The sequence below is a fragment of the Algoriphagus winogradskyi genome (assembly GCF_900182815.1).
In the GTDB taxonomy this organism is placed as follows: Bacteria; Bacteroidota; Bacteroidia; order Cytophagales; family Cyclobacteriaceae; genus Algoriphagus; species Algoriphagus winogradskyi.
Genome location: NZ_FXUA01000005.1, coordinates 324167 through 348362 on the forward strand (window position 1 = coordinate 324167; position 24196 = coordinate 348362).

Consider the following 24196-nt stretch of genomic DNA (forward strand, 5'->3'; position numbering starts at 1 on the left):
GATGGCTAATCTTAAGGAAGTAAAGGAACGGATAACCTCAGTAGTCTCTACCCAGCAGATTACTAAGGCCATGAAAATGGTTTCCGCCGCTAAACTTAGAAGAGCGCAGGACAAAATCACTCAGATGCGTCCGTACTCTCAGAAGTTGACTCAAATCCTGAATAACGTATCAGCTGCTTCTGAAGGAGCTGCAGATATTATTTTTGCTGAAAAGCGTGAAGTAAAAAATGTACTGATCATTCCTGTTACTTCAGACAAAGGACTTTGTGGTGCTTTCAATACAAATATCATCAAGGCGGTAAATTTGGCCATTGCAGGACAATTTGCCGGAAAGAATATAACTATTCTTCCTATTGGTAAAAAAGCTTTTGAAGCTTTCAAAAAGCGTGATTTCAATATGGTTTCTGAGTATTCTCAGTTATTTCAGGACCTCAGCTTTGAGAATGCTAGAAGCGCAGCAGAATTTGCGATGAATGCTTTTGTAGCTGGAGAATTTGACCAAGTTGCTTTGGTTTATAATGAGTTCAAGAATGTAGCTACGCAGGAAGTTCATGTAGAACAGTTTTTGCCTATGGCAAAAGATGATTCTGCTGAGGAGAAAACTGCTGATACGGATTACATCTTGGAACCATCAAGAGCTTATATTATCGAAGAGTTGGTTCCAACGTCTTTGAAAATACAGTTCTACAAAGCTGTACTAGAAAGCAATGCTTCTGAGCATGGCGCTAGAATGACTGCGATGGATAAGGCAACAGATAACGCTGGTGAATTGCTGAAAGAGCTTAGATTGATGTACAACAGAACTCGTCAGGCTGCCATTACCAATGAAATACTTGAAATTGTCTCTGGTGCCAATGCACTTGGAGGTAAATAATAAACGATAGACCTACTTTCCAAAACCACAGCTCGCAAGGGTTGTGGTTTTTTTGTTTTATTAAAACGACTTTTGCTGTAAGCATATAGCGCTTAATTAGGTATCTTTTATTAGCCTGTTTATACTCTTCTTAAAGGCTGAAAGTAGGATTTTTTGCTTAGCTGCATTATTTTACTTTTATATATGGGTCATTCGCCCTAAATTCAACCATTCTATCCTAGATTTATACAAAATGAAGCTTTATTTCCACCTACTTGCGTATACATTTATCTCTTTGACGGTATTATCCTGTGCCGAAAAGCCGAAGCAAGAATATAAAAAACCCAACATTATCGTCATTCTAGCAGATGATTTGGGCTATGGGGATATTAAAGCATTTAATCCTGAAGGAAAAATCAAAACCCCTTTCATTGACGAACTGGCTTCTGAAGGGATGATTTTTACGGATGCCCATACACCATCAGCTGTGTGTACTCCTACCCGCTATGGGTTTATGACAGGCAGGTACAATTGGAGAAGTACCCTGAAAAGCGGTGTGCTTACCGGGAATTCTACCGCTTTGATACCTGATGATAGAACAACGATTGCTTCTGTGCTCAAAGGTCAAGGCTATAATACCGCATTTATTGGCAAGTGGCACTTAGGTTGGGATTGGGCTACAGTAGATGGAGATTCCTTGAGAGCTGATGGCTGGGGTGCCAATGATTTTGATAATATAGATTTTACAAAGACTGTAACTCATACTCCAAATGATCTGGGTTTTGACTACGCTTACGGTCATAATGGGTCGCTGGATATGGCTCCTTATGTGTATGTTGAGAATGGTAAAGTGACTGCCATTCCGGATACAGTAACTGTCAATAAAGGCAAATATTCTTGGTGGAGAGAAGGACCAACTTCTCCTGATTTTGATCACGAAAAAGTTACTCCAAATTTCTTTGAGCGATCTATCGCATACATTCAAGAGCAGGCGAAGGAAGAAAAGCCATTTTTCCTTTACTTGGCACTACCTTCTCCGCATACTCCGATTTTGCCACCGGCTGAATGGCAAGGAAAAAGCGGTTTAGCTCCATTTGCGGATTTTATGATGATGATTGATGACTATGTGGGTCAGTTGAATGAAGCAATCAAAAAAGCAGGAATTGAAGAAAATACGCTGATCGTTTTTACGAGTGACAATGGAGGTTCTCCGGCAGCAGGTCTGGATGTGATGCAGGCAGCGGGACACTACTCTAGCTACATCTACCGTGGGCACAAAGCAGATATTTTCGAAGGAGGACATCGAGTTCCTTTTATTGCCAAGTGGCCAGCCAAAATCCAAAAAGGAACTTCCAGAAATGAAACAATCTGTTTGACTGATTTGATGGCAACTGGAGCAGAGCTTTCTGGCTATGCCCTCAAGGATAATGAAGGCGAGGATAGCTACAGTTTGGTGTCACTTTTTGATGCAACTAATCAAGTGGATCAATTCCGTGAAGCCACAGTAGCCCACTCCATTAATGGCAGTTTTGCAATTCGTCAAGGCGATTGGAAACTCATCATGGCTAAAGGTTCTGGTGGATGGAGTGCTCCTAAACCTAACACTAAAGCCGAGGAAGGTCTTCCGGAAGTTCAGTTATACAATCTGGCTTCCGATCCTGGTGAGACTACAAATCTTCAGGCAGAAAATCCTGAGAAAGTAGCCGCCCTAAAAAGTCTCCTGAGCAAGTATATCAAAGAGGGTAGAAGTACCCCTGGTGCTCCGCAGCAAAATGATAAAATCGAAGGGGAGTGGAAGCAGATTGGATTTGTGGAAGAGTGATAAAGAAGCTTATTCGAACAACAAGCTATCTATTGGCCGATTCGACAAGCTCGATCATGTCGGCTTGCACTGACTTACGCTCTTTAAATCTCGCGTCGATCAGTTGGAGTAGTTCAGGATTTTCATCGTAAAATTCTTTTAGTAAATCTTTAAATTTATCGAGACTTCTCATTCCGGTAGTTAGGAATGCATAAGTGCCGTCATTCTTTTCAAGCGTATAAAAGGTACCTAGCGGAGCCCCATTTTGATCGTAGGTCTGAAATTGAAACAGGCTGGATTTTTCTCCAATAACTGTTGGCTGTAAAAACCTCAGCGTATTTTCAGTAAAAATGGGTTTTGAAAAAAGGCTATAACTTTCTCCGTTATAGATAAACCCAAACCGTTTGATATCCTCGGGTTTAAATTTCTTCAAATCGTTATTGCTATCCTGTGCTTCTACTTTGAAAAGGAATTTGGAAAAGTCCACAGATCCAAAAACTGATTTTGGCATCTTGATTTGTGTAAGGACACTGTCATTGCTCAAGGAAATGTAGTAACCAGGGGCAGTTGTTTGAGCTAGTGAATACCCACCAAAAGTGAGCAACAGACAGGATAAAATTACGTGTTTCAGCATTGCGCTAAATGATTGAGTTAGCTGCTACCCTCTAATATTTTCTTAGGGTAAACATCGCGCTAGTTATTCATTTTGCAGCCATAATACAATACCTCTAAAAACTATATTTTTTTAGGAATTCAGTTGCTAAGTCACTCACCTTCAAATCCCTATTCGAGAGATTTCTGGCTTTATTAAAATTGGCACCTGAGATAGTATGAGGATAAATAAAATATATAGTTAAAAACTAGGACTTAAACTGCCTCCACTAGTCCTGCCCCGTGGTCTGTGCCTGTCTGTCCGATGGTGGGTTTTTGTGGAATTAGTTAAAAACCCTCCAGATTTTCGAAATCTACAGTGTTTAATTCTATTAGAAACCCAAGAGCTTATCTCTTTAACATTCCCTATCCTACTGATAGTCAGTGATAAGAAACTTTTAATTGAGTATTGTATTTAAAACTAGTTTGTTTAAATTCATTTATAGTTTTTAATAATTGTTATTCATTTTTAAACAACCTACACTATGGAGAATCGCATTTCCATCTCCATCCCGCCCGCTGAACTACAGCAAGTTCGGGATGCATTCGCCACCATCACCACTATCATGGGGCCTTATTTCGCAGAGCTAAGCAAGGGCAAAGCGAAGCATCTCGCCCGGATGTCTGATGGTACTTTGCCTTTTGTACAGAAGGCTACAGAGTTTGCAGAGTCCAACCCGCAGTTTAACCCGCCCTTTTTGGATGTGGTCGAGATGCGCAAGGATCTGGAAGCTTACATTCAATTGAAGCCATTTTTTGTGGCAGCAGAGCAGTTGCAAGACGAATTTACGAATACCACTACACTTGCCGGAGCAGAAGCTTACGATCAGGCTAGGATATTCTACAATTCTGTCAAGTATGCTGCGAAAATGGGAATAGCAGGCGCACAAGCACTATATGAAGAGCTTCGCAAACGCTATGAAAGTCAGGGAGATCGTAAAGGTCCTGAGAAGTGAAGTAGCTTGAAAAGTTGAGAATCAATCATCCAGACCGAGTCTTTCTGACTCGGTCTTTTTTTGTGGGTGCATAGAATTGACACACTTCAAACCCTTTCTAGCCTAACTCTCTCCACAGGGAGACAGGCTATTATATTAACCCAAGTAAGGAACTAGTAGGCTGTTCTGATTTAAAAGTTGACAGCGGTCGGGTAAAACATCACTCGAGTCAGCTTTTCAGGTCAGAATCGAATAAAAAAGGTAACTGCAGTTAGGTAAAACATGCGACGAGTCTACTTTAAGATAACTCGTGTCACCTTTTTAACCCGAAATGAGGTCAAAAAGGTAACCGTAGTCAGGTAAAATATCGGATGAGTCAGGTTAAAGGTGGGTTGGGTTAATTAGGATTGGCATGAAGAAACCTGTGAAGTGGATTTCGAGTTCGACCGCCTTCGGGGTCGTGGTTCCTTTCGTCATTTTTGTAAACCATGGGTTGCACCCATGGCTATTCATGGTTTGACCCCATTCGGGGTCTTGCTTTCAGTTTTAGATTCAAATGCACGACCACGAAGTGGTCCAACTTTCAATAACCGCGGGTGCAACCCGTGGATAAAGAGATAAGGTTAAGATTGGCAACCCTGAAGGGGTTGAACTTTTAGAATCAAGATTGAGATCCTTATCAATAGAAAAATTAAGATTTAATCTAGCTCTTAGTTAAGAATTTAAATCTCGTTTAAAGGATCCAAAATAGAAACCTGCCTTTCTCCAGGATAACCTGGTTCTAGTACTCTGGATCTGATCAATCCATTATATCTCATGACTTTTAATATAAGTAGTTCAAGATAGAAAATCCCACAATTTAAAAGTGGCCAGTGGTTACCATGTAATTTTTCAATTTTATTATGATTTTGTTCTGAATAATGAACAAACGAATTTCTAACCATAGGAAAGACATAGGCAAAATCCTCAGATTTATTTTCATCAAAAGATTCAAAGACCTTTTTATACAAAGGGGGGAAACTTGTAGGTATTCCATAATGCATAAAAACACTTCTAATTTTGTTACTCGCCCAGTTTTTCTCAATATCATTTTTTCCAATTCTTTCAACAATCCCTTGTTCAACTGCTAACCAAGAATATAAAACCTCAAATGAATTTTGTAAGAGAATTATTGAACCATTTACAAATCCTGAATTATTTAAAGCCTCTAAATACCAATGAATAATTAATTCTGTTCTTTCAAAATCTTTTTCATCTGCCGTTAACTTTAAAAACGAATCCCAAAGGTTGAATAAATTATCCTCAAATTTAAAGGGTAACCACGATTGAACATATTTGTATTGGTCTATGAAATATGGGGTCATGTCCTTAATAATTAATTCATCGCTTGTTGAATATCCTTCGAGGAATCTCGGTCCACATCTTCTCCCATTTAAAAAGGCCAAAAAAGCAGAAAGCCTTTTAGTATAGAAATTTATTTTACTTTCTTCTATTGGTGATTTGAAAACTAACCTTCCATTATGAGAAGCCAAAAAACCTCCATTTTCTGTAAGAAGTTTTTTTGTTTTATTATGCTCAAATCTATTTTGAATTGAAATATTGCATTCTTTCGAAAATAGTGTCAATTCGCCTGTTATAAAGTAGTTTGGTTTTACTTCAAAAACTTTCCCAAAATAGGGTCTGAAGTTCAACAAGATAAAGTCTACATATTTTATTTTTTCGTTTGGTTGTGATGGACTCATGATGAATAGACTTGAAACAAGAATGCCGGTAACAAGGGTTGAATCCCCTTCTTTAATGGACTGAATACGAAATTTAGCTTTTATTACATCTGAAAAAGTAACTTCAACCTCAGCATTTAACAAGTCAATGATCTTTCCTGCGAAATTCTCAATAGTAAATTTTGTTTGATCAAATGGAAGCCATTGATGATAAATTCTACCTATTGATTCTTGCCCAGAAATAGTAAGAGTACCTGCAAAGATTTCAACTTCCTCATTCGGTAAATTCATAATAATTGAGGACTGTAAAGCTTTATTCATAATTTCTTCATTTAATCTATATATCTCATTCAAAAAGGGATGGCCATCACTAGCGGTGTTAATTTGATTCTTTTTTGATCTAGATTTAATAGTGAAAATTGGTCTCAAAAAATAACATATCAATTTCCCCTATACCTTTTAAAAAAAACAAAACCCTCCTGGGTCTTAGACCCAAGGAGGGTTTGTGACACCGGGCATCGGACTTCCGACACCTAGCATCCTACAAGCGTATCGCCCTTGCGACCACCTTCGCCATAATGCCCAATCCTTCGGTATTTGGATGTACGCCATCAGGTAGTAAATCCTCATGACCCATAAATGGCGTGTAAAGATCGATTAGCTCGGAACCTGAGTCTATGGCAATATCCATGATCATCATGCGCTGCTCGTTGTTCATCACCACAGGAGTGATTCCGAAGTTCTCACGGGTTACGGGCACTGGCATGATCACATAGACTTTGCCATCTGCAGGCATGGTTTTCTTAAACTCCGCAATCATATCCAGGTAATCCTGTCTGAATTCAGAAGCATACTTCCAGTTCTGAGGCTTGGAGTCATTTGTTCCCAACATGATGATAAGAATGTCTGCTCCGAAATCCTTGACTTGCTGAAACTGTGGTTCATTCCAATAAGGGTAGTCTCCTTTGCGGAGCAATGTTCTTCCGGAAACACCAAAATTTCCAACTTCATACGCATCTCCGAGAATGGCCTGCATCTGCAGTGGCCAGCTATCTGGATTATCTCTTCCAGGACCTTGGGTGATGCTGTTGCCTACGCAGGCGATTTTGATAGGAGCTTGCGCAAAAGAAAAAGTAACGAAGGCAAGTAGGGCTACTAACAGTAAAGTGGATTTTTTCATGATTAAATAAATGATTTTAGGTTTATGGGTTTGAGAATTGATTCGTAAAATAAATAATATCCCTGAGCATCCGAGTACCAACTATGGACTTTTGCCCATTCACCCTATCTTTAAGCTGTGCATTTCCTCTTTAAATTTTATCAACGACTTACTTGGCTTTCCATCGATGTTGTGCTAGGTGCCATGGCTGGAATGCTTTTTTTTGAGCGAGCGCTGCGGGTCGAGTTGAATTGGCAGGAATATGCCTTATTAGGGATGGCGGTATGGTGTATTTATACCGCAGACCATTTGATGGATGCACGAAAATTGGCAGCAGATCGTGCAGCGGATAGGCATCATTTTCATTTAATTTACCAAAAACCATTGCTGGCAATCCTTGGATTAGTTGGCTGTATTGGTCTGTATTGTGCAATTAAATTTTTCGGGTTTTCGAAAGAATTGTTTTTCGGAGCAGGGCTTGGGGTACTGATTTTGGGGATAATGCTGGTGGTGAGAAAATTGGCAGCAAAGCAAGTTCGACTAAAGGAACTTAGTTCGGCTATCTTCTATGTGATCGGGATTTCTTGGCTTCCTTGGTATGAAGCCCCCGAAATAGATTACACTTGGACCGCTTTTGGCCTGACGATTTTATATATGGGATTGGCTTATTTAAATCTGATTATGCTTTCCAGTTTGGATAAGGAAAGCGACACGGAGTCAGGCTTTTCTTCCATAGCCACTATAATGCCTCAGGAGAAACTAAATCCTAGAATTCACCAGCTTGCAATCGGATTAATGCTAGCTGCATTGATTGGCTTGCTACTGGTAAATTCTCTTTTTAGGATCTTCCCGAGCTTAGTATTATTTATGTTGCTTGTCCACTATCTGAGCTTTTTCAAATCGGAAGCTAGTCCTGAGCAAATCAGAATGCGGATGGAAGTTGCTTTCCTGATTCCCGCGATTTTACTGTTGCTTTAGACAAATGCGCTATGCCCGGTAATGGCTCGACCTACGATCAGTGAATTGATTTCCTTGGTTCCTTCATAGCTGTAAACTGCTTCCGCATCTGCCACAAATCTTGCAATATCATGGCGTAGCAAAATTCCATTGCCTCCGAAAAGCTCACGGGAATGATCCACGATTGATCGCATGCGAAGGGTACAAAATACTTTGGCTAAGGATGCATGCTCGTCTTTCAAAATGTCATCGTCCTGCATTTCCGAAAGTCTAAAAACCATCGTCTGCATGGCCGTCAGGTCACCTAGCATAGTCACCAAAAGATCTTGAACGAGCTGGAATGAAGCGATTGGTCTGCCAAATTGCTTGCGTTCATTGGTGTATGCCAAGGCCAACTCATATGCTCCTCTAGAACAACCTACGGCTTGCCATGCTACTCCAGCTCTAGTCATGCGAAGTACTTTGGAAGTGTCGCGGAAAGAATTTGCTTCTTGCAATCTGTCTGATTCCGGCACTTCACAATTTGTCAATGTGATTAAGGCGTTCTGTACTATTCTCAGCGCCATTTTGTCTTCCAGCTTTTCTGCTTTAAAGCCTGGATTATCTTTTCGCACAATAAAGCCTTTCACCTGCTGGTCATCAAGATCTCTCGCCCAGATCACAGTCATATCTGAGAACGTAGCATTTCCTATCCATTTTTTCTGTCCATTTAGCACCCAAGCATCACCTTCTCTTTTACAAGTAGTGGTCAAGCCACCTGCTACTCCAGATCCAACCTCTGGCTCGGTCAAGCCGAATGCACCGATTTTCTCCAGTTTTTGCATGGAAGGAAGCCATTCCTGCTTTTGTTCTTCGGAACCACAGAGGTAGATTGAACCCATGGCGAGTCCACTTTGCACTCCAAAAAAAGTGGAAATTGAAGTGTCTATTCTCGCCATTTCCATAGCCACGAAGCCTTCCAGCAATGCTGAATGTCCTGGGCAGCCATAGCCCTGATATGTTAATCCAGCTATATCCAGTTCAGCCATTTTAGGGATAATCTGCATGGGGAATTCCCCGCGGTTCCAGTAATCATTGGCGATGGGCTTGATCTCCCGCTCCATAAATTCACGGACACGAAGTTGAATTTCCCTTTCGTGAGCAGGCAGACTTTTGCCTAACTCATAAAAATCTCCATTGATCGGCGGGATGGTTTTCGGACGGCTTCCGCCTTTCATCATGCCCATCATTTTGGATAGATCTTCCTCGCTCATCTGGGAGACCAGTCCTACCATTTTGGAGATATCTACTTTTTGGGAAAGCTTTGAGATTTGATCCAGATCGACAGTGGATAAAAGTTGACGGAGTCCGCCGATGGTTTTGAATAGATTCTTCATAAAAAGGGTATTTTGGGAATTAGTTCATTCCTTTAAATTAGTGAAAGACCATTACAGTTTCCTAACTCCTTTTTACAATCGCCTGACCAAACTTGTTTTTGGGGATCAATTGATGCTGGCTAAAACCTGTTTTTCGGAAAATCTAGCTGGGGAAAAAGTACTCATTATAGGTGGAGGTGACGGCCTGGATTACCAAGTATTCAAGGATCAACTGGCAGGAGAGTACTGGGAAATTTCCAGATCTATGCTTCAGAAGGCTGAGGCTAATTTAAAAGAAAGCAGGTTGAGCTTTCGTCTGGGCTATTTTCAGGCTGAAAAAGAAAAGGTTTTTGATGAAGTTTGGCTTCATTTTGTGCTGGACACCATGCTTGATGAGGAGATCATCAGTCTTTTAGGGGAGATTAGAAACAGTATTAAACCGGATGGCAGGATTTACCTCGCTGATTTTTTTGCTCCAAAAAACGCTATTCAGCGTGGATTGCATCGAAGTATGATCACTTTTTTTAGGATAGTTGTGAATCATAAGCGGGCAAGTATTCCTGATTATGAGGAAATTCTATTGAGTCAAGAATGGACGAAAAACTCGGAAAAAGAATTCCTGAAAGGTTGGGTAAAAGCGCAGATTTGGAGATTATAAGCCTGTGTTATCTAGTTGTTTTCGGAATTGCTCTGGAGTCAGGTTCGTTTTCTTTTTGAATAGGCGGCTGAAATAGGACGAATCCTCAAATGCCAGCTCGTATGCAATTTCTGATATGTTCAAATCCGAATGTGTCAAAAGTCGTTGCGCTTCCAGGATAACCCTGTCTAGAATAAGTTGAGAGCTGGTTTTTGAAACGGTGTTTTTACACAGTGAATTGAGTTGTTTCATGCTGAGGCTCATTTGATCTGCGTAAAAACTCGCTTCTCTATGTTTCTTAAAGTGATTGTCAATCAGTAATTCCAGCTGCTGGAATTGATTGTGAACCAGTTTTTCTTCGGGCGAAAAAGAAGTTTTGCTGCCTTTGTATCGATACAACAAAATAAGAAGTGTATCAATATAGTTTCTCAGCAAGTCTTTGGTGGACCAGTTAGGACTTTTGGTTTCCTGATCAATATTTTTAAAAAAGAAAAGAACCTCACTTGTCTCAGGTGTGTCGATTTCCAGCTTAGGAAATTCCACAATTGAGTTGAAAAGTGAATAATCATTTAGCCTTTTTCGTGAGAAAGTGGAGGTGTAAAAATCAGTACTGAAGAACAAAATGTGTCCATCTGTATCTGGAGAAAGCTCCCAAGAATGCACCTGCCCAGGACTTAAGAAAAACACTGAGCCTTGCTCTACCCGGTAGGTTTTGAAATCTATGGTGTGGCTTCCTCTCCCTTGAGTGAAAACTACAATGATGTAGAAATCATGCTTGTGTGGTTTCTGGATAAATTGGTGTGTCGCCAAGTGACTTTTCAGTCCAGAATAATAGAAATGCGATGAATCTATCGCGTCAGGCCCGAAATCTGGAATGTGAAATATAGGAAGTGGACTGCTGGGCATAGTTGGAATATCTTCGAAACTCAAGATATTCCAAATATACTTACTTCATAGAAATCAAGTCCTCAAGATGAACTTGGGAGGTCTTCGCCTTGGTAGGAAATAAAAATCGCAATCCAGATTGATCTGCTGATTCGGTAGATGAATGGCAGAAAAACAATGGCCGCTACACCCAGCAAAGAAAGTAGAAGAGACAAAGAATAGTCTGGTTTCAATATCGTCAAAGCCACCCAGGCAGTAATAAATAAGGCAGTGTTGATCGCATAGCTAACAAACATAGCCCCGAAGTAATAGCCAGGTTCTGGTTCAAAGGACTGCCCGCAATGCGAGCAGGATTTGTTCATCACAGAAAACTTGGTTGGATTCAATAATTTACCACGCAAAAACATATCCCCTTTGTGGCAGCGAGGGCACTTGCATTGGTATATACTTTTCAGGGTGGAGAATCTCATGGCTTTTAAGTTTTGGCAAAAATAGCTCAAGGATTTTTGAGATAACTGGATAAAAGCTACCTATATGAGGACTTTTCGGACCTTTAAGGGCTTGACTTCTTGATAATAGCCATCACCATTTCATCAAAATACTTTCCGTTACCAGGGCCATACCAGTTCATCTCGCGCACCTCGTGGAAGTTTTCGTCATAGAGTTCATCAGGAGTGATGTAGCCAATGTATCCACCGTTGAAAGTCGTAATGATCAGATTCAAACCTCTGCTATGCGCCAGCTTCTCCCACTTTTCATAGAAAACTCCGGAGAGTTCTCCGCTGGAAGCAATCATAAGCATGTTACCAATCTGCGTAATGTCTAAATGAGCATTGGTCTCGCCTAGTAAATAATTGAACAGCCATGGGCGAAGGCGAAGATTGTCTGAAATACGAAGATGTGGTTCTCTCAATGAAATCGGCAGATAGCCAGTTTGGATTCGATGATTTTTGACAGTTGCGAAATAAGTCATCCTCAGATTCAGCGTAGAGTCTAATTGATGCGCATATCGCTCGACCATTTCAGGTGTGTTTCCCGGCCTCAAAGGTCTATGACTTCCTACCGTTCCTGCGGCATACATAGCAAAGTCAAAATCACCTTCTTCCAATTCTTTGGTTAGGTAATAAGGATAATCACCGGACAAGCCCATAAACTTGGTGCTCATCGTGGTAGCATGTGCCGAATAGGTGAGGAACGTAGCTTTTTTACCAGACTTTTTGGTGAAAATAAGTTGGCGAACAAAAGGGTCTGTCGGCCCATCTTTCACGAATCTATTGGCTACTAGCGCACCTGCGTCCGACTTGCGATAGGTGATAGAAACAGTGTCTTGAGTGGCGATGGCATTTTGCAAAGCAGAAAGACTACTCGACACAATCAAATCCACAATGTTTTGGTCGTATCCTCCGAAAGCCATTTCTCCCATAGGACCAGGCATGTATCCGCCCATTCCAGAATGTGTATGAGTTGCTGTGAAAATCACCTGATCAATTGGCAGGTTTGCTTCTTTTATAGCTGTTTGAATTTGGGCTGCAAGATGTGGGTGAACGATCAGCAATTCATAATTAAGCCATGCAATCTCTGTATTTCCATTAGAAAGAGCCAAAGCTTTGACAAAGCTACTATCCTGCACGAATTCATATTTTCCACGAGGTGCATAGCCAACCAGATCAGCCGGTTCAGCGGGCGTCATATTCATGCTTGACCAACCTGCGATCCATGCTTCGCCTTGGGATTTTGAAAAAGTACTTTGATTTATTCGCTCCAAAGTCTCTTTATAAAAGGCTTGGTCCTCAATCGGAGATCGATCCACTTTGGTCAAAACGATCAAGCCGATTACCACCAAAACAACAAAAGTCCAACTTAGGACTTTTGTTGTTTTTAGTAATATGCTTTTCCCTTTCAATGCCATTTAAATATGGATGTCTACGATTTTATTTAATAAAGAGCAAAGTGACTTCATAAATGGTAAACACTAGCTTTTCCGGTACTTCGGCCTGGCCGCTGTGGCGGGTCTCCCGTCATCGGTCTTCTGACCGGCTGAGCAAGGAAAATACTGGTGCTGATATGATTTCGATTAAATAATAACTTAATATTCGAAAACGCCATGTGGGCTAGTAATCGTTACTTTTTTGCCTTGATGCGGTTCTACTCTACCGATGATCTGTGCCTCTACGCCATAAGATTCTGCGATATCAATGATCTCCTCAGCATAGCGCTCGTCCAGGTAAACTTCCATTCTGTGACCCATGTTGAAAACTTTGTACATCTCTTTCCAGTCCGTACCGCTTTCTTCTTGGATGATTTGGAAAAGGGGTGGGGTTTCAAACAAATTGTCTTTGATCACATGCACGTCGTCCACGAAGTGAAGGACTTTGGTCTGCGCTCCACCGCTGCAGTGCACCAAGCCATGAATTCTTGGTCTCATGTAGTTCAACACATCCACCATGATTGGAGCGTAAGTTCTCGTAGGAGAAAGGACCAACTTACCGATGTTCACAGGTGCGCCTGGAGCTGGATCGGTTAGGTTATATTTTCCTGAGTAAACAAGATCTTCCGGGACAGATGGATCAAAACTCTCAGGATATTTTGTCTTTAGTACTTTATTGAACACATCATGACGGGCAGAGGTAAGGCCATTGCTTCCCATGCCACCGTTGTATGCTGTCTCGTATTTTGCCTGGCCAAAAGAAGCCAAACCTACGATCACATCTCCACCCTGAATCTGATCATTGGAGATCACTTCGTCGCGGCGCATTCTACAAGTGACTGTGCTATCCACGATAATTGTGCGAACTAAGTCTCCCACATCAGCAGTTTCTCCGCCAGTAAGTACAGCGTTGACGCCATTGTCACGAAGCATCTGAAGAACCTCTTCGGTTCCTTCGATGATCGCGGAGATCACTTCGCCAGGAACGAGGTTTTTGTTTCTACCAATCGTAGAGGAAACGAGGATATTGTTGATTGCACCTACGCAAAGTAAATCATCGGTGTTCATGATGATCGCGTCCTGCGCGATACCTTTCCAAACACTCACATCGCCGGTTTCTTTCCAGTAGGAATATGCCAGAGAAGATTTGGTGCCGGCACCATCAGCATGCATGATATTGCAGTATTCAGGATCGTTGCCAAGGGTGTCTTCCACGATCTTACAAAATGCCTTTGGGTAAAGCCCTTTGTCAAGTTTTGAAATGGCCTGATGCACATCTTCTTTGGAGGCGGAAACTCCGCGCTGCATGTATCGCTCGTTCATGGGGGCAAAGTTAATAGGTTATCCGCAAAATGGATGAATAAGAAGGGTAAAGTTAAGTTGCTTGTTGGGAGGATGATTTTAACCGCGGAGTACACAAAGGTTGCGCAGAGGGCACAGTTTAGGATTAAACTGCTTACTCTAGGCTCACTTATTCAATTGTTCAAAAAAAAACCAGCCCTTTAGTCAGGGCTGGGTTATTAAGGGCTTTTAGCCCTGATTGATTCAAATAGAGGACAACAGTAGTGCCCTCTGCGATATACTCCGCCCACTCGGCGGTTAAAGTCAATTAATTCAAGAATGCTCCAGCACCATTTCCTTCACACATTCTACCCAAGTGTTTTCGGAATTCAAGCTAGGAACCAAGTCCCATTCTTCTCCACCTCCTTCGAGGAATTTGTCCCGGTATTCGCCAGCTACCTCCACAGTAGTTTCAAGACAATCAGCTACAAATGCTGGGGAGAAGGCTAGTACCTTCTTCACTCCTTGCTTATTCAGCTCATCAATTACATCATCCGTGTAAGGTTTTACCCATGGATCTTTCCCTAATCTGGATTGAAAGCAATTCACTGTTTTCTCTTCTGGGATACCCAGTTTCTCGGCTATCAATCGAGTCGTTTTGAAGCATTGAGCACGATAGCAATAATGGTTTTTAGCCCCATATTTATTACAGCAAGCACCAAGCTGGCAGTAGCCATCTACAGAACCTTTGAGTATATGGCGCTCAGGGAGTCCATGGTAAGAAAAGAGGATTTTATCGTAATCTTTCCCTTCCAGCATAGCTCTGCCACGTTCAGCCCAAGCCTCTAGAAATAAAGGTTGTTCTACGAAATTACTGATAAATGAAATGTCAGGAATGATCTGCCAGGTTCTTGCTATCTCCATCACTTTGTCCTGCACAGAGCCTGTTGATGCCGAAGCATACTGAGGAAAAAGTGGAAGTACGATGATTTTGGTGACATGTGCTTTCTGCAATTCCTCTAATCCAGCTTCTATGGAAGGCGTTTGATAGCGCATTGCGATCGCTACTTTGTATTGCTTGGCGTCAAGTTTTTCAATCAATTTATCTCGAAGATCTTCTGTATGAAAGAGTAGGGGAGATCCGCGATCCGTCCATAGTTTTTTGTATTCATGAGCTGATTTTGGAGCTCGAAATGGTGCAATAATTAAATTGATTAGCATCCATCTGAAAACAACTGGAATATCTATTACACGACCATCCATCAGGAATTCGCGAAGGTATTTTCTTACGTCGCCGGTAGCGGTACTATCTGGTGTTCCCAGGTTCACCAGCAAAACGCCGATTTTTCCGGATTTATTCATGAGAGCTCTTTGTATGAGGATTTGCGATTCAGAACCCAAAAATACGTCCGATTGTTAGATTTAGCCAATTGATCCTAATAATCAACGATTGAAAAAAGCTTTTATATCTTGAGATTTCTCGCCCAGCCTATGAGCGGCCCAGCAGTCATGCTGGCAATAATCGCTAAAATCACCAGACCAATAAACAGTGGCTCAGTGACCAAGCCGTTTTCTAAAGCTATCAATCCCAGTACGATATCCATACTTCCTCTAGTGCTCATACCAAAGCCAGCGACAATGGATTCTTTGCGCGGAACCCCTGCAAGTCTTCCTCCGAAGTAAGCTCCATAATACTTTGTCACTAAGCCTACAATAATCACAACTCCGACTATTCCCGGATCAAATCCAGTGATGAAGTTTACCTTGAGTCCAATGGAAACAAAGAAGATAGGAGCAAAAATGTTATTGATAAACTGATGTAAAATCTCTTTGGCTTTTTCCGTCAAATACTCCGAATCTCCAAGTGCAACCCCAATGATAAATGCGCCAAAAATAGCGTGAATACCTATGAATTCGGTGAATGATGCTGCCAAAAAGCAGAGCGCTAGGGAAAGCGAGAGTAAGCCTCCCGGCCAGGCCAGTTTCTTATTGATCCAGGGCAATACTCTGTTGATCAATCCCTTTCCAATAGTTAGCATTACTAAAGTAAATAGTAAGGTAAGTCCAATTGTGGGCCATACTCCTAAACCATCGCTACCAGACTCAGACAGGGATAGAATCACCGAGAAGATCAGCCAGCCCAATACATCTACTATCATAGCTCCAGCTATAATAAGAAGACCAGAGGAGGTTTTGAAGAGATTCAAATCCATGAGAATCCTTGCTACAATAGCTAACCCCGTAATGGAAATAGCTAAACCAAAGAAGGTGGAAGCTACTATTCTGTCATTGATATTAACTCCTAAAAACTCCGGGAATGCGTATGCCACCACGAATCCAGCTATAATTGGAAGGATCATCGAGGCCACAGCTATGTAAAGCGCCTTTTTTCCCTGGCTCCAAACAATATGTAACTCCACCTCCAATCCTGCTATGAATAGCAAAAGTACTACTGAGATCTGCACAAAGCCATCAAAGGCTATGTTTGTCATCTCATGTGATGCGAATAAATATTCATGAGCTCCAGGAAAGAAATTTCCGAGAATGGTCGGTCCGAGGATGATCCCGGCAAAGATTTCACCTACCACGGCAGGTTGCTTGAACTTCCTTGCCAATTCAGCAAAGACTCTAGCCAATATAAGAATAGATGCGAGTTGGAGGAGTAAATTAATTACCTCCTTATGGCCTAACGTTTCCATGGAGGTTTAATTTTTTACGATTAATAAATTACAAGGCAAAGTGCTCAATAGGTCTTCCAAATCATGTGGGAAAATCCTGTCGAAAAAATTCAGTTTTTGATCATCACCCACTACCAGCAAGTCTGCTTCGATTTTTTCACAAAATCTAGCCAATTCTACTGCCCATCTTCCTCCAGTCACTTTAATATTTATCTTCAAATTCCCTTGATCTATTTGCTTTAAAATTCCCTCTACATATTCCACTTCATTCTGCACCAATTGCCGCCTGGTATTTGATGCTTCCTCTTCAGAGTCTTCACTGGCAGTGCCCATTTGGAGACCATACATTTTTATTTCATTCAAAATGTGAACTTGATCTGCCTTTACCGCCTTGGAGAAAATAATTCCACACTCGATCACATTAGCAGTGATTTCTAACTGAGTTCCGTTGAGCACTACTTTTTCAAAAACCGTAGATTGAACTTTCGGCTCAATCAAAGTCAAAACTGAGCAGGGAGATTTACGGATGATTTTTCTGCCCACTGATCCCATGTAATAGGTCAGAAATCCCTCACGCTTCAAAGCCCCAGCCACCAACAGGTCCGCATTTTCTTCCTTACAGGCCTCGATGATCATTTTGACTGGCTTTCCCTCTTTCCAGATTAGCTTGGTTTTGCTCTCATCCAAACCATTTTTTATCATGATTTCACCAAGTTTGGCCTCTAGTTCATCCGTTTTTTTACCTATATGAATTAGGATCAGTTCGGAGCCGAAAAGCTGAACAAGTCGTTTTGTTTCTGAAATCAAAGCTTCCATCCTAGGGGAAAAAGCTATGGCAAGGGCTACTTTTTGATACATATTGAAAAAGCTAATGACCTTAAATAAGCGAATTTTCCCGATCTGTACAATACTTTTAATTCAACTCCATTTATCCTGATCCCAATCCATTCAAGTGTTATTTCGGCGTTCCGAATAAGGAAAAGGCTTTTTGTCCCGAAATTTTAGTAAAATTTAGGGTTAATCTTTTTCAGGATTACAATAATCAGAGAATTAAAACCCAAACGATTTATGAAGAAAACACTACTCAGTTGGTTGTTGATGGGAGGTATGGGGCTTTCAGGTGCTGCATTTGCGCAATCGGAGTACCCCACGCTTAATCAACTCAATCAGCGTTTGCAAAACGTGGCATCCAATGCTTCCGCCACGCTCACCTCACTCACCAAAACAGAAGGTGGCAAAGATATCTGGGTGCTTAAAGTGGGCACTGGTGAACTGAATCAAAAACCGGCCATCGCTGTAGTAGGCGGAGTGGAGGGCTACGAGGTGCTGAGCGTGGAGCTGGCTACACAATTTGCTGAAAAGCTGGTTTCAGATCATGCGGAAGCGCTTGAGACTACGACTTTTTACATTTTTCCCAACATGTCTCCAGACGCTTACGAGCAGTACTTCGCTTCATTGAAATATGAAAGAAGAGGCAATGCGGTGTCGATTGATCATGATCGGGATGGAACTCCGGGAGGAAGTGGATATACTGATCTGAATGGTGATGGTCTGATCACCATGATGCGAGTAGAAGATCCTATGGGAGATTACGTTCTTTCCAAAGAAGATGAGCGTGTATTAGTGAAAGTGGATAAAGCCAAGGGAGAAGCTGGGAAATATTCACTTTATAAGGAATCAAAAGATGATGATAAGGATGGAGAGTTCGCTGAAGACCTACAAGAAGGAATTGCTTTCAATAAGTCTTTAACCTATAAATTCCCTGTTTTTGAGCCATTGGCTGGTGATATGCCAGTGACCCAAAAGGAGTCTCGCGCGCTTCTTGACTATCTATTTGAGCAATGGAATATTTTCGCCTTTGTTACTTTTTCTCCAGCTAACAACTTGTCTTCACCATTGAAGTACAATGCAGGAAATGCAAAGAAGAGGGTGGTCACTTCTATTTTGGAGAAAGATCAGGCTATAAACGCTATGATTTCTGATGTCTATAAAGAAACCGTTAAGCAGAAGGCTTACCAGCAGGATAATCAAGGCACTGATGGGGATTTCTTCCAATGGGCTTATTTCCACTTTGGAAGATTGAGTTTCAGCACACCGGGGTATTGGGTGCCTGAATTCAAAGATTCTACTGGCAAAGGCAAGTCAAATGCGGAAGCCAACTATTTAGCTTGGGCAGATTCACTAGCGATGAATGATGTTTTTGTTTCTTGGACTGAAGTTCAGCATCCGGATTTTCCAGGTAAAAAAGTTGAAGTGGGAGGCATCAAGCCTTTTGTGATGACTACTCCTTCTTATGGGAAAGTAGGTGAAATCGCAGATCAGCATACCGAATTCATTCTTAAGTTGGCGGAGATGCAGCCAAAACTTGAACTGCATAATGTAAAATCAGAGTCACTTGGTAATGGATTGACACGAGTGACTATGGACCTGTTTAATAATTCTGCTATTCCAACCCACTCAGAGATGGGAGAGCAATCACGTTGGCTAAGACAAATTAGAATTGATATGAGTGCTGATCCCGATGACATAGTTTCAGGAAATAAGATCGAACTAATGGAGTCTTTGGGCGCATTTGAGAAGGCTAGTTTTAGCTGGATTATTCGTGGTTCAGGAAATGTGACTGTAAAAGCCGGTGCTTCTCATGCCGGATTCACTTCTACTTCTGTAAAACTATAAGCCATGAAAAAGATGAAAACAACAAAAATGCTCATTGCCTTGGCTGTTGGAGTACTTAGCCTAGGAAGTTATAAAGCAGATGCGCAGGAGAAATTTTTCCGCGCAGTCGGTACTCCACACAATCCAAAAGTAGATATCGCTTTCAATCGCTATTATACTTACGAGGGTTTGGTGGATAATATGAAGAAGATCGCGGCAGCGCATCCTAACCTTGCCAAATTGGAATCAATCGGTAAATCCTACGAGGGCAGGGACATGTGGACATTGACGATTACGGATTTTTCCACCGGAAAAGATACCGATAAACCAGGAATGTGGATCGATGGGAATATTCACTCCAATGAAATCCAGGGCGGAGAATTTTCTCTTTATGGTGCTTGGTACCTGACAGAGATGTTTGCTGATAATGAATTTATCCAGCAGCTCCTGAAGGACAAGGTGTTTTACATCACACCAACCATAAATCCAGATGCAAGAAATGACTTTTTCTTGGAGCCAAATACTGCAAATTCACCACGATCCGGAATGATGATCTTAGATAATGATGGAGATGGGGTAGCTGGGGAAGATGGAATGGATGATCTGGATGGCGATGGACACATCACAATGATGATTAGAAAATCTCCGACTGGTCGCTATATCAAAGATCCACAGGATCCACGCAAACTGATTATGGTAGGTGCGGATAAAATGGGTGAGTATGAAATGTTGGGTCAGGAAGGCACGGATGGTGATGGTGATGGTCGCGTGAATGACGATGGCGTAGGCTATTATGATCCAAATAGAGACTGGGGTTGGAATTGGCAACCAGACTACATTCAGCGTGGCGCATTGAAGTATCCATTTACCTTGCCTGAAAACCGGTCGATAATGGAATTTGTAATGAAGCATCCGAATATCGCAGGAGCTCAAAGTTTCCACAATTCAGGCGGAATGATCCTCAGAGGTCCAGGTGCAGAAGAGGATGTAAGTACCTATAACAGAAACGATATTCGAATCTATGATGCGCTCGGGCAAAAGGGTGAAGAAATGATTCCAGGATATAGATATCTGACGGTATATAAAGATTTGTACTCTGTTTTCGGTGGAGAACTGGATTGGTTTTACGGAGTGAGAGGGGTTTTTACCTTTTCCAATGAGCTGATGGTGCCATATTTGTATTTCCACAAACAAGGCGGTGGTCAAAATGAAATGTTCGAAGTTGATGAATTCTTGACTATGGGCGATGCTTTTGTGATGTGGAAAGAATTTGAGCATCCACAATTTGGAACAGTGGAAATAGGAGGGTTTAAAAAGACTTTCGGGCGGGCTCATCCAGGTTTCTTGCTAGAGCAAGATGCACATAGAAATGTAGCTTTCACGATTTATCATGCCTATCACACGCCAAAGCTTTCCATCATGGATGTTAAAGAAGAAGACCTTGGTGGAGGATTAAAAGCAATTACAGCAACGATCTATAACGAGCGCTTGATGCCAACTCACGCTAGTCAGGATCTCAAATACAAAATCGAGCGGCCAGACTATGTAACCATTTCAGGTGCTAAGGTAGTGGCTGGATTTGTAGTGGAAGATGAAGACTTCAACAAATTGTCGGAGCAAAAAAATAATCCTGAGAAAATACTGGTAGATAATGTGCCTGGTATGACTGGAGTGAAAGTGAAGTGGATTGTTTCTTCAGGCTCTAATTATTCTATCACTGTTGATTCTGCCAAAGGAGGAAAGGCTAGTTGGAAGAAATAGTAAAAGTAAAGCCGCAGTGATCAGTATTCATTGATCAGTCGGTTTAATAATAAAGAAACGAATGCGGAGCAGAGATGCTTCGCATTTTTTGGTTTAACCGCAATGTACACGGAGATTAACGCAGAGTTCGCAAGTTTGTGTTCTATTGAATTCTATTGTGTAAAAATTGGATCGAAATATTTGATTTGAAGGCCTTGCGGCAGCTCAAGGAGGCTATTTTTTTCTTTTTGCACGTCCATTTAGGGAGAAACTATGGGTGGAAAGGAAAGTTGATGGTGCTATCTGCCGTGCCTTTAGGTACGGGGCTAATTTATTGTATAGATAAAATCCTGCTTCTGGAGAAGCAGGATAACATTAAATGTAGAATAACACAGAACGTCCCGCAGATCCATTGGCTTCGAAATGGTGTTAAAGGCGGTGTAATTGGACTTCGGCTGCGCTCAGTCAGAAAATGGTAAAAGTTTTATCTATTGCCCCAGCATAAATTCATTTCTAAACTGCGCTCTCCGCGTTTATCTCTGTGACCACCGCGGTTAAGTCACCTTAAACAACAAAACCCCGCTTGATTGCTCAAGCGGGGTTAGTTTATATGAAGTTGGTTTAGCTTATAGGCTAGTTACATATCCTTCGAATCCTGATGCAGTTTTCACTTTAAAGTTGATACCTGCTCCACTTACTTTATCGAAAGAGTAAATTTTGTGAAGTCCTTGAGGATTGTCAATTTTCTCAGTGTGGATCAAATTGTCTCCGTCATAGATCATCACTTCGATGTCCTTCGCGTCAAGGTTGCTTACTAGCAATCTGTATTTGTTGTCTCCCATTGGAGAAACTCTTGAGAATACAGCTGGAGTCTCTGCCACAAAGTTGTTGAAAGAAGCAGTTCTCAATACGCCTGATTCGTCCGTTACTTCTACAGAGTAGTTTCCTTGAGGAAGAGCTTTCAAATCATATTTCTTAGCAAAAGCTTCATCCTTAGTGATTCTGTCTCTCAAGATCAAACGATCTTCAGAATCTGTGATTTTAACAATCACAGTTCCTTGTGGTGCTTCATTGAAGGATACCGCAACCTTAGTAGTTTCAGTTTGTCTAATTAAGACAGATGCACCTTCTGATTTGGCAAACGCTCCTGTAGCGATCCCCGCTACGAAAAGCAATGTGAATAATTTTTTCATTTTAATAATTGGTTTGAATAGGTTCTAATTTTTCAAATTAACCGCCTGACGGCTACTCCGTCTCAGGTGGGGAAATTTGGGCTGTAATTCAATTCGGTTACCGATTGGTTTGTTATTACGATTCAAAGGTACGACTGAAATTATCAATTGCAAATACTTCAATAAAAAAAGATCATTGTTAATGATTTGGTAATGAATCGCTTTAATATTTACGGATTTAATAAAATGCTTTCGCAATCGATAGCGAAACTTGTTGTGTTCTGAAAACTGGCCGATTTATAGAATATATATTTGTTTTTTATGTTTTTACAAAATATTGTAATTATGCCCCAAAGAGATATCTATTCTTCACCAATGTATATTTTGTGAAAAAAAATTAAAAAAACTTTTGAAAAGGAGTTTTGATTGGGGTCAAATTCCACCTGATTTGATTTAAATCAACAACAAGTGTTGGTGAAAAATGCTTTTTATTTACCCTGCCTTTTAAATACAAACAAAAAAAACAGGTCTAGACTCGATTTTCTAAACCTGTTTTTAAAATTATTGCAAAAATTGGAATCAATCCAATTCCGAAGTTTTGAGAGATATTAGTTTTTTCCTTTATAATTAGCAGCTCTTGCTACCAATTCTTGGTCAAATGATCCTTTGAGTTCTACCACAATTAAGTCTCCATCATCACCGCCTACGAGGACTACCAAGTCAGATATCTTATTTCCTCCTTTAGAATAGACCATCACTCCTCCTTTTTTGCCTTCAGACGCCTCCATTAAGAGATCGTACCTTTCTTTCTCAAGGCCTTTTTGTAATGTTTTATATTCTACTCTTCCTGCATCTGCATGATCGGGAAGGGTAAAGAAGTTTAATTTTTCGATTGACTTCGCCACAGTGGCCATGTCATTCTCATCAATGTCAATTTTGAAGCCTTCGGCAAAGTTCATGAAGTTGCCTCCAAGCTCCATGTGGAAGAAGTCGTCTTCACTTTTGTATTTTTCATAAAGAGCCTTGACACTTTTGCTCTGTGCCTGAACGGATATCGCTGCTCCAATTAATGCTAGGGTTAAGAATAGCTTTTTCATGTGTTTATTATAAAGTGTGGTTAGTAGTTAATTATTTTTGAATTGTGAAACCTTCTTACTGTCTTTCAGTTTCGCCATAATTGATAATTGATAATTGATAATTGATAATTGATAATTGATAATTGATAATTGATACTTAATACTTATTTCACACCCTTCGGTCCTTTACTGCCTTTTCCATACATATCCATGCCTGGAATGTCCGTCTTCTCAGCAAGTAGGTTTAGGTCTTCATAGGTGAAGCTTCCAAGCATTGATAATAAGGTGAAGTCTCCCTTTTCTCCTGAAATCATCATGAGCTCTTTTACCAAACCTCCTTCTTCACGCACCATAAACTTCAGGCTACTTCCTTTGTCTTCGACAATCATCAGGTCCTCGTATTTGTTTTTTGTGAGCGTCCCCATAGCTTCCTTGTAGAAAGTCATTCCATCCACTTCGTCAGAAGAAAGAATTCGAATCCCTTTTACCTTTTGAATCAATACACCTAAATCCTCTGAATCCTTGTCCGTACCGGCATTACTTTTCAGAAAGCCACCGGCCATTTGCATCATTTTTGGACTGATGTACACTCTGGAGAAGCGGTCGTCATCCATGTATTTGGAGAAAAATCGTTGGATAGCATCATCCTGAGCTTGCGCTTTTATAATAAAGGCAAACAGCAAAATCGGAATTAATAGAATTTTCCTCATGGC

Annotated in this window: 21 protein-coding genes; 7 read left to right on the forward strand and 14 right to left on the reverse strand. The window is 41.1% G+C overall.

All coding sequences use genetic code 11. The annotated features are described in order from the left end of the window. The first annotated feature begins 1 nt into the window (after position 1). Positions 2–874 (forward strand): ATP synthase F1 subunit gamma, encoded by an 873-nt coding sequence (gene atpG, locus QOL76_RS14670; RefSeq protein ID WP_283413722.1) that lies wholly within the window; start codon positions 2–4, stop codon positions 872–874. Positions 875–1106: 232 nt separating this feature from the next. Then, entirely contained in the window at positions 1107–2675 is a 1569-nt protein-coding gene (locus QOL76_RS14675; RefSeq protein ID WP_283413723.1) for a sulfatase family protein, read from the forward strand. Positions 2676–2700: 25 nt separating this feature from the next. Here QOL76_RS14675 and QOL76_RS14680 read toward each other — a convergent pair whose 3' ends face one another. Beyond that, a complete protein-coding gene (locus QOL76_RS14680; protein WP_283413724.1) occupies positions 2701–3288 on the reverse strand; it encodes a hypothetical protein in 588 nt (195 codons plus the stop codon). A gap of 502 nt (positions 3289–3790) precedes the next feature. Between QOL76_RS14680 and QOL76_RS14685 the strand changes: the two genes are divergently transcribed. Beyond that, positions 3791–4261 (forward strand): hypothetical protein, encoded by a 471-nt coding sequence (locus tag QOL76_RS14685; protein WP_283413725.1) that lies wholly within the window; start codon positions 3791–3793, stop codon positions 4259–4261. 701 nt (positions 4262–4962) lie between these two features. On the opposite strand, the gene QOL76_RS14690 is transcribed toward QOL76_RS14685, so the two are convergent. Both QOL76_RS14690 and QOL76_RS14695 read right to left on the reverse strand, forming a co-directional pair. Continuing rightward, positions 4963–6282: a YopA family protein gene (locus QOL76_RS14690; protein WP_283413726.1), complete on the reverse strand. Its 1320-nt coding sequence runs from the start codon at positions 6280–6282 to the stop codon at positions 4963–4965. Positions 6283–6502: 220 nt separating this feature from the next. After that, positions 6503–7141 (reverse strand): GDSL-type esterase/lipase family protein, encoded by a 639-nt coding sequence (locus QOL76_RS14695; protein ID WP_283413727.1) that lies wholly within the window; start codon positions 7139–7141, stop codon positions 6503–6505. Between the two features lie 117 nt (positions 7142–7258). On the opposite strand from QOL76_RS14695, the gene QOL76_RS14700 reads away from it, so the two are divergent. Next, positions 7259–8098, forward strand: a complete 840-nt coding sequence (locus QOL76_RS14700; RefSeq protein WP_283413728.1) for a hypothetical protein — start codon at positions 7259–7261, stop codon at positions 8096–8098. On the opposite strand, the gene QOL76_RS14705 is transcribed toward QOL76_RS14700, so the two are convergent. Further along, positions 8095–9453, reverse strand: coding sequence for an acyl-CoA dehydrogenase family protein (locus QOL76_RS14705; RefSeq protein ID WP_283413729.1), 1359 nt, complete (start codon positions 9451–9453; stop codon positions 8095–8097). The genes QOL76_RS14700 and QOL76_RS14705 overlap by 4 nt on opposite strands. 40 nt (positions 9454–9493) lie before the next feature. Between QOL76_RS14705 and QOL76_RS14710 the strand changes: the two genes are divergently transcribed. Then, entirely contained in the window at positions 9494–10090 is a 597-nt protein-coding gene (locus QOL76_RS14710; protein ID WP_283413730.1) for a class I SAM-dependent methyltransferase, read from the forward strand. Here the strand turns inward: QOL76_RS14710 and QOL76_RS14715 are convergent. From QOL76_RS14715 to QOL76_RS14745, 7 genes are all read right to left on the reverse strand, one after another. Next, a complete protein-coding gene (locus tag QOL76_RS14715; RefSeq protein ID WP_283413731.1) occupies positions 10085–10975 on the reverse strand; it encodes an AraC family transcriptional regulator in 891 nt (296 codons plus the stop codon). The genes QOL76_RS14710 and QOL76_RS14715 overlap by 6 nt on opposite strands. A gap of 62 nt (positions 10976–11037) precedes the next feature. After that, the gene (locus QOL76_RS14720; RefSeq protein WP_283413732.1) at positions 11038–11424 is read right to left on the reverse strand and encodes a DUF983 domain-containing protein; all 387 of its coding nucleotides are present in this window, start codon (positions 11422–11424) and stop codon (positions 11038–11040) included. 83 nt (positions 11425–11507) lie between these two features. Then, positions 11508–12863 (reverse strand): neutral/alkaline non-lysosomal ceramidase N-terminal domain-containing protein, encoded by a 1356-nt coding sequence (locus QOL76_RS14725; protein WP_283413733.1) that lies wholly within the window; start codon positions 12861–12863, stop codon positions 11508–11510. 177 nt (positions 12864–13040) lie between these two features. Continuing rightward, complete coding sequence (locus QOL76_RS14730) at positions 13041–14204, reverse strand: AIR synthase related protein (RefSeq protein WP_283413734.1); 1164 nt, start codon at positions 14202–14204, stop codon at positions 13041–13043. 291 nt (positions 14205–14495) lie between these two features. After that, positions 14496–15524, reverse strand: coding sequence for a ferrochelatase (gene hemH, locus QOL76_RS14735; protein WP_283413735.1), 1029 nt, complete (start codon positions 15522–15524; stop codon positions 14496–14498). A gap of 101 nt (positions 15525–15625) precedes the next feature. Beyond that, positions 15626–16861 carry a cation:proton antiporter gene (locus QOL76_RS14740; RefSeq protein WP_283413736.1) on the reverse strand — a complete coding sequence of 412 codons (1236 nt, stop codon included), beginning with the start codon at positions 16859–16861 and terminating at the stop codon, positions 15626–15628. A gap of 6 nt (positions 16862–16867) precedes the next feature. Beyond that, entirely contained in the window at positions 16868–17698 is an 831-nt protein-coding gene (locus QOL76_RS14745) for a universal stress protein (protein ID WP_283413737.1), read from the reverse strand. A gap of 210 nt (positions 17699–17908) precedes the next feature. On the opposite strand from QOL76_RS14745, the gene QOL76_RS14750 reads away from it, so the two are divergent. Beyond that, on the forward strand, positions 17909–19516 hold the full coding sequence (locus QOL76_RS14750) for a M14 family metallopeptidase (protein ID WP_283413738.1): 1608 nt from the start codon (positions 17909–17911) through the stop codon (positions 19514–19516). 12 nt (positions 19517–19528) lie between these two features. Further along, positions 19529–21256 (forward strand): M14 family metallopeptidase, encoded by a 1728-nt coding sequence (locus QOL76_RS14755; RefSeq protein WP_283413739.1) that lies wholly within the window; start codon positions 19529–19531, stop codon positions 21254–21256. A 605-nt stretch (positions 21257–21861) separates the two neighbouring features. On the opposite strand, the gene QOL76_RS14760 is transcribed toward QOL76_RS14755, so the two are convergent. The 3 genes from QOL76_RS14760 to QOL76_RS14770 form a co-directional block, all read right to left on the reverse strand. Next, positions 21862–22428: a T9SS type A sorting domain-containing protein gene (locus QOL76_RS14760; protein ID WP_283413740.1), complete on the reverse strand. Its 567-nt coding sequence runs from the start codon at positions 22426–22428 to the stop codon at positions 21862–21864. Positions 22429–23015: 587 nt separating this feature from the next. Then, entirely contained in the window at positions 23016–23504 is a 489-nt protein-coding gene (locus QOL76_RS14765) for a DUF4252 domain-containing protein (RefSeq protein ID WP_283413741.1), read from the reverse strand. Between the two features lie 143 nt (positions 23505–23647). Beyond that, on the reverse strand, positions 23648–24193 hold the full coding sequence (locus QOL76_RS14770) for a DUF4252 domain-containing protein (RefSeq protein WP_283413742.1): 546 nt from the start codon (positions 24191–24193) through the stop codon (positions 23648–23650). Positions 24194–24196: the final 3 nt, after the last annotated feature.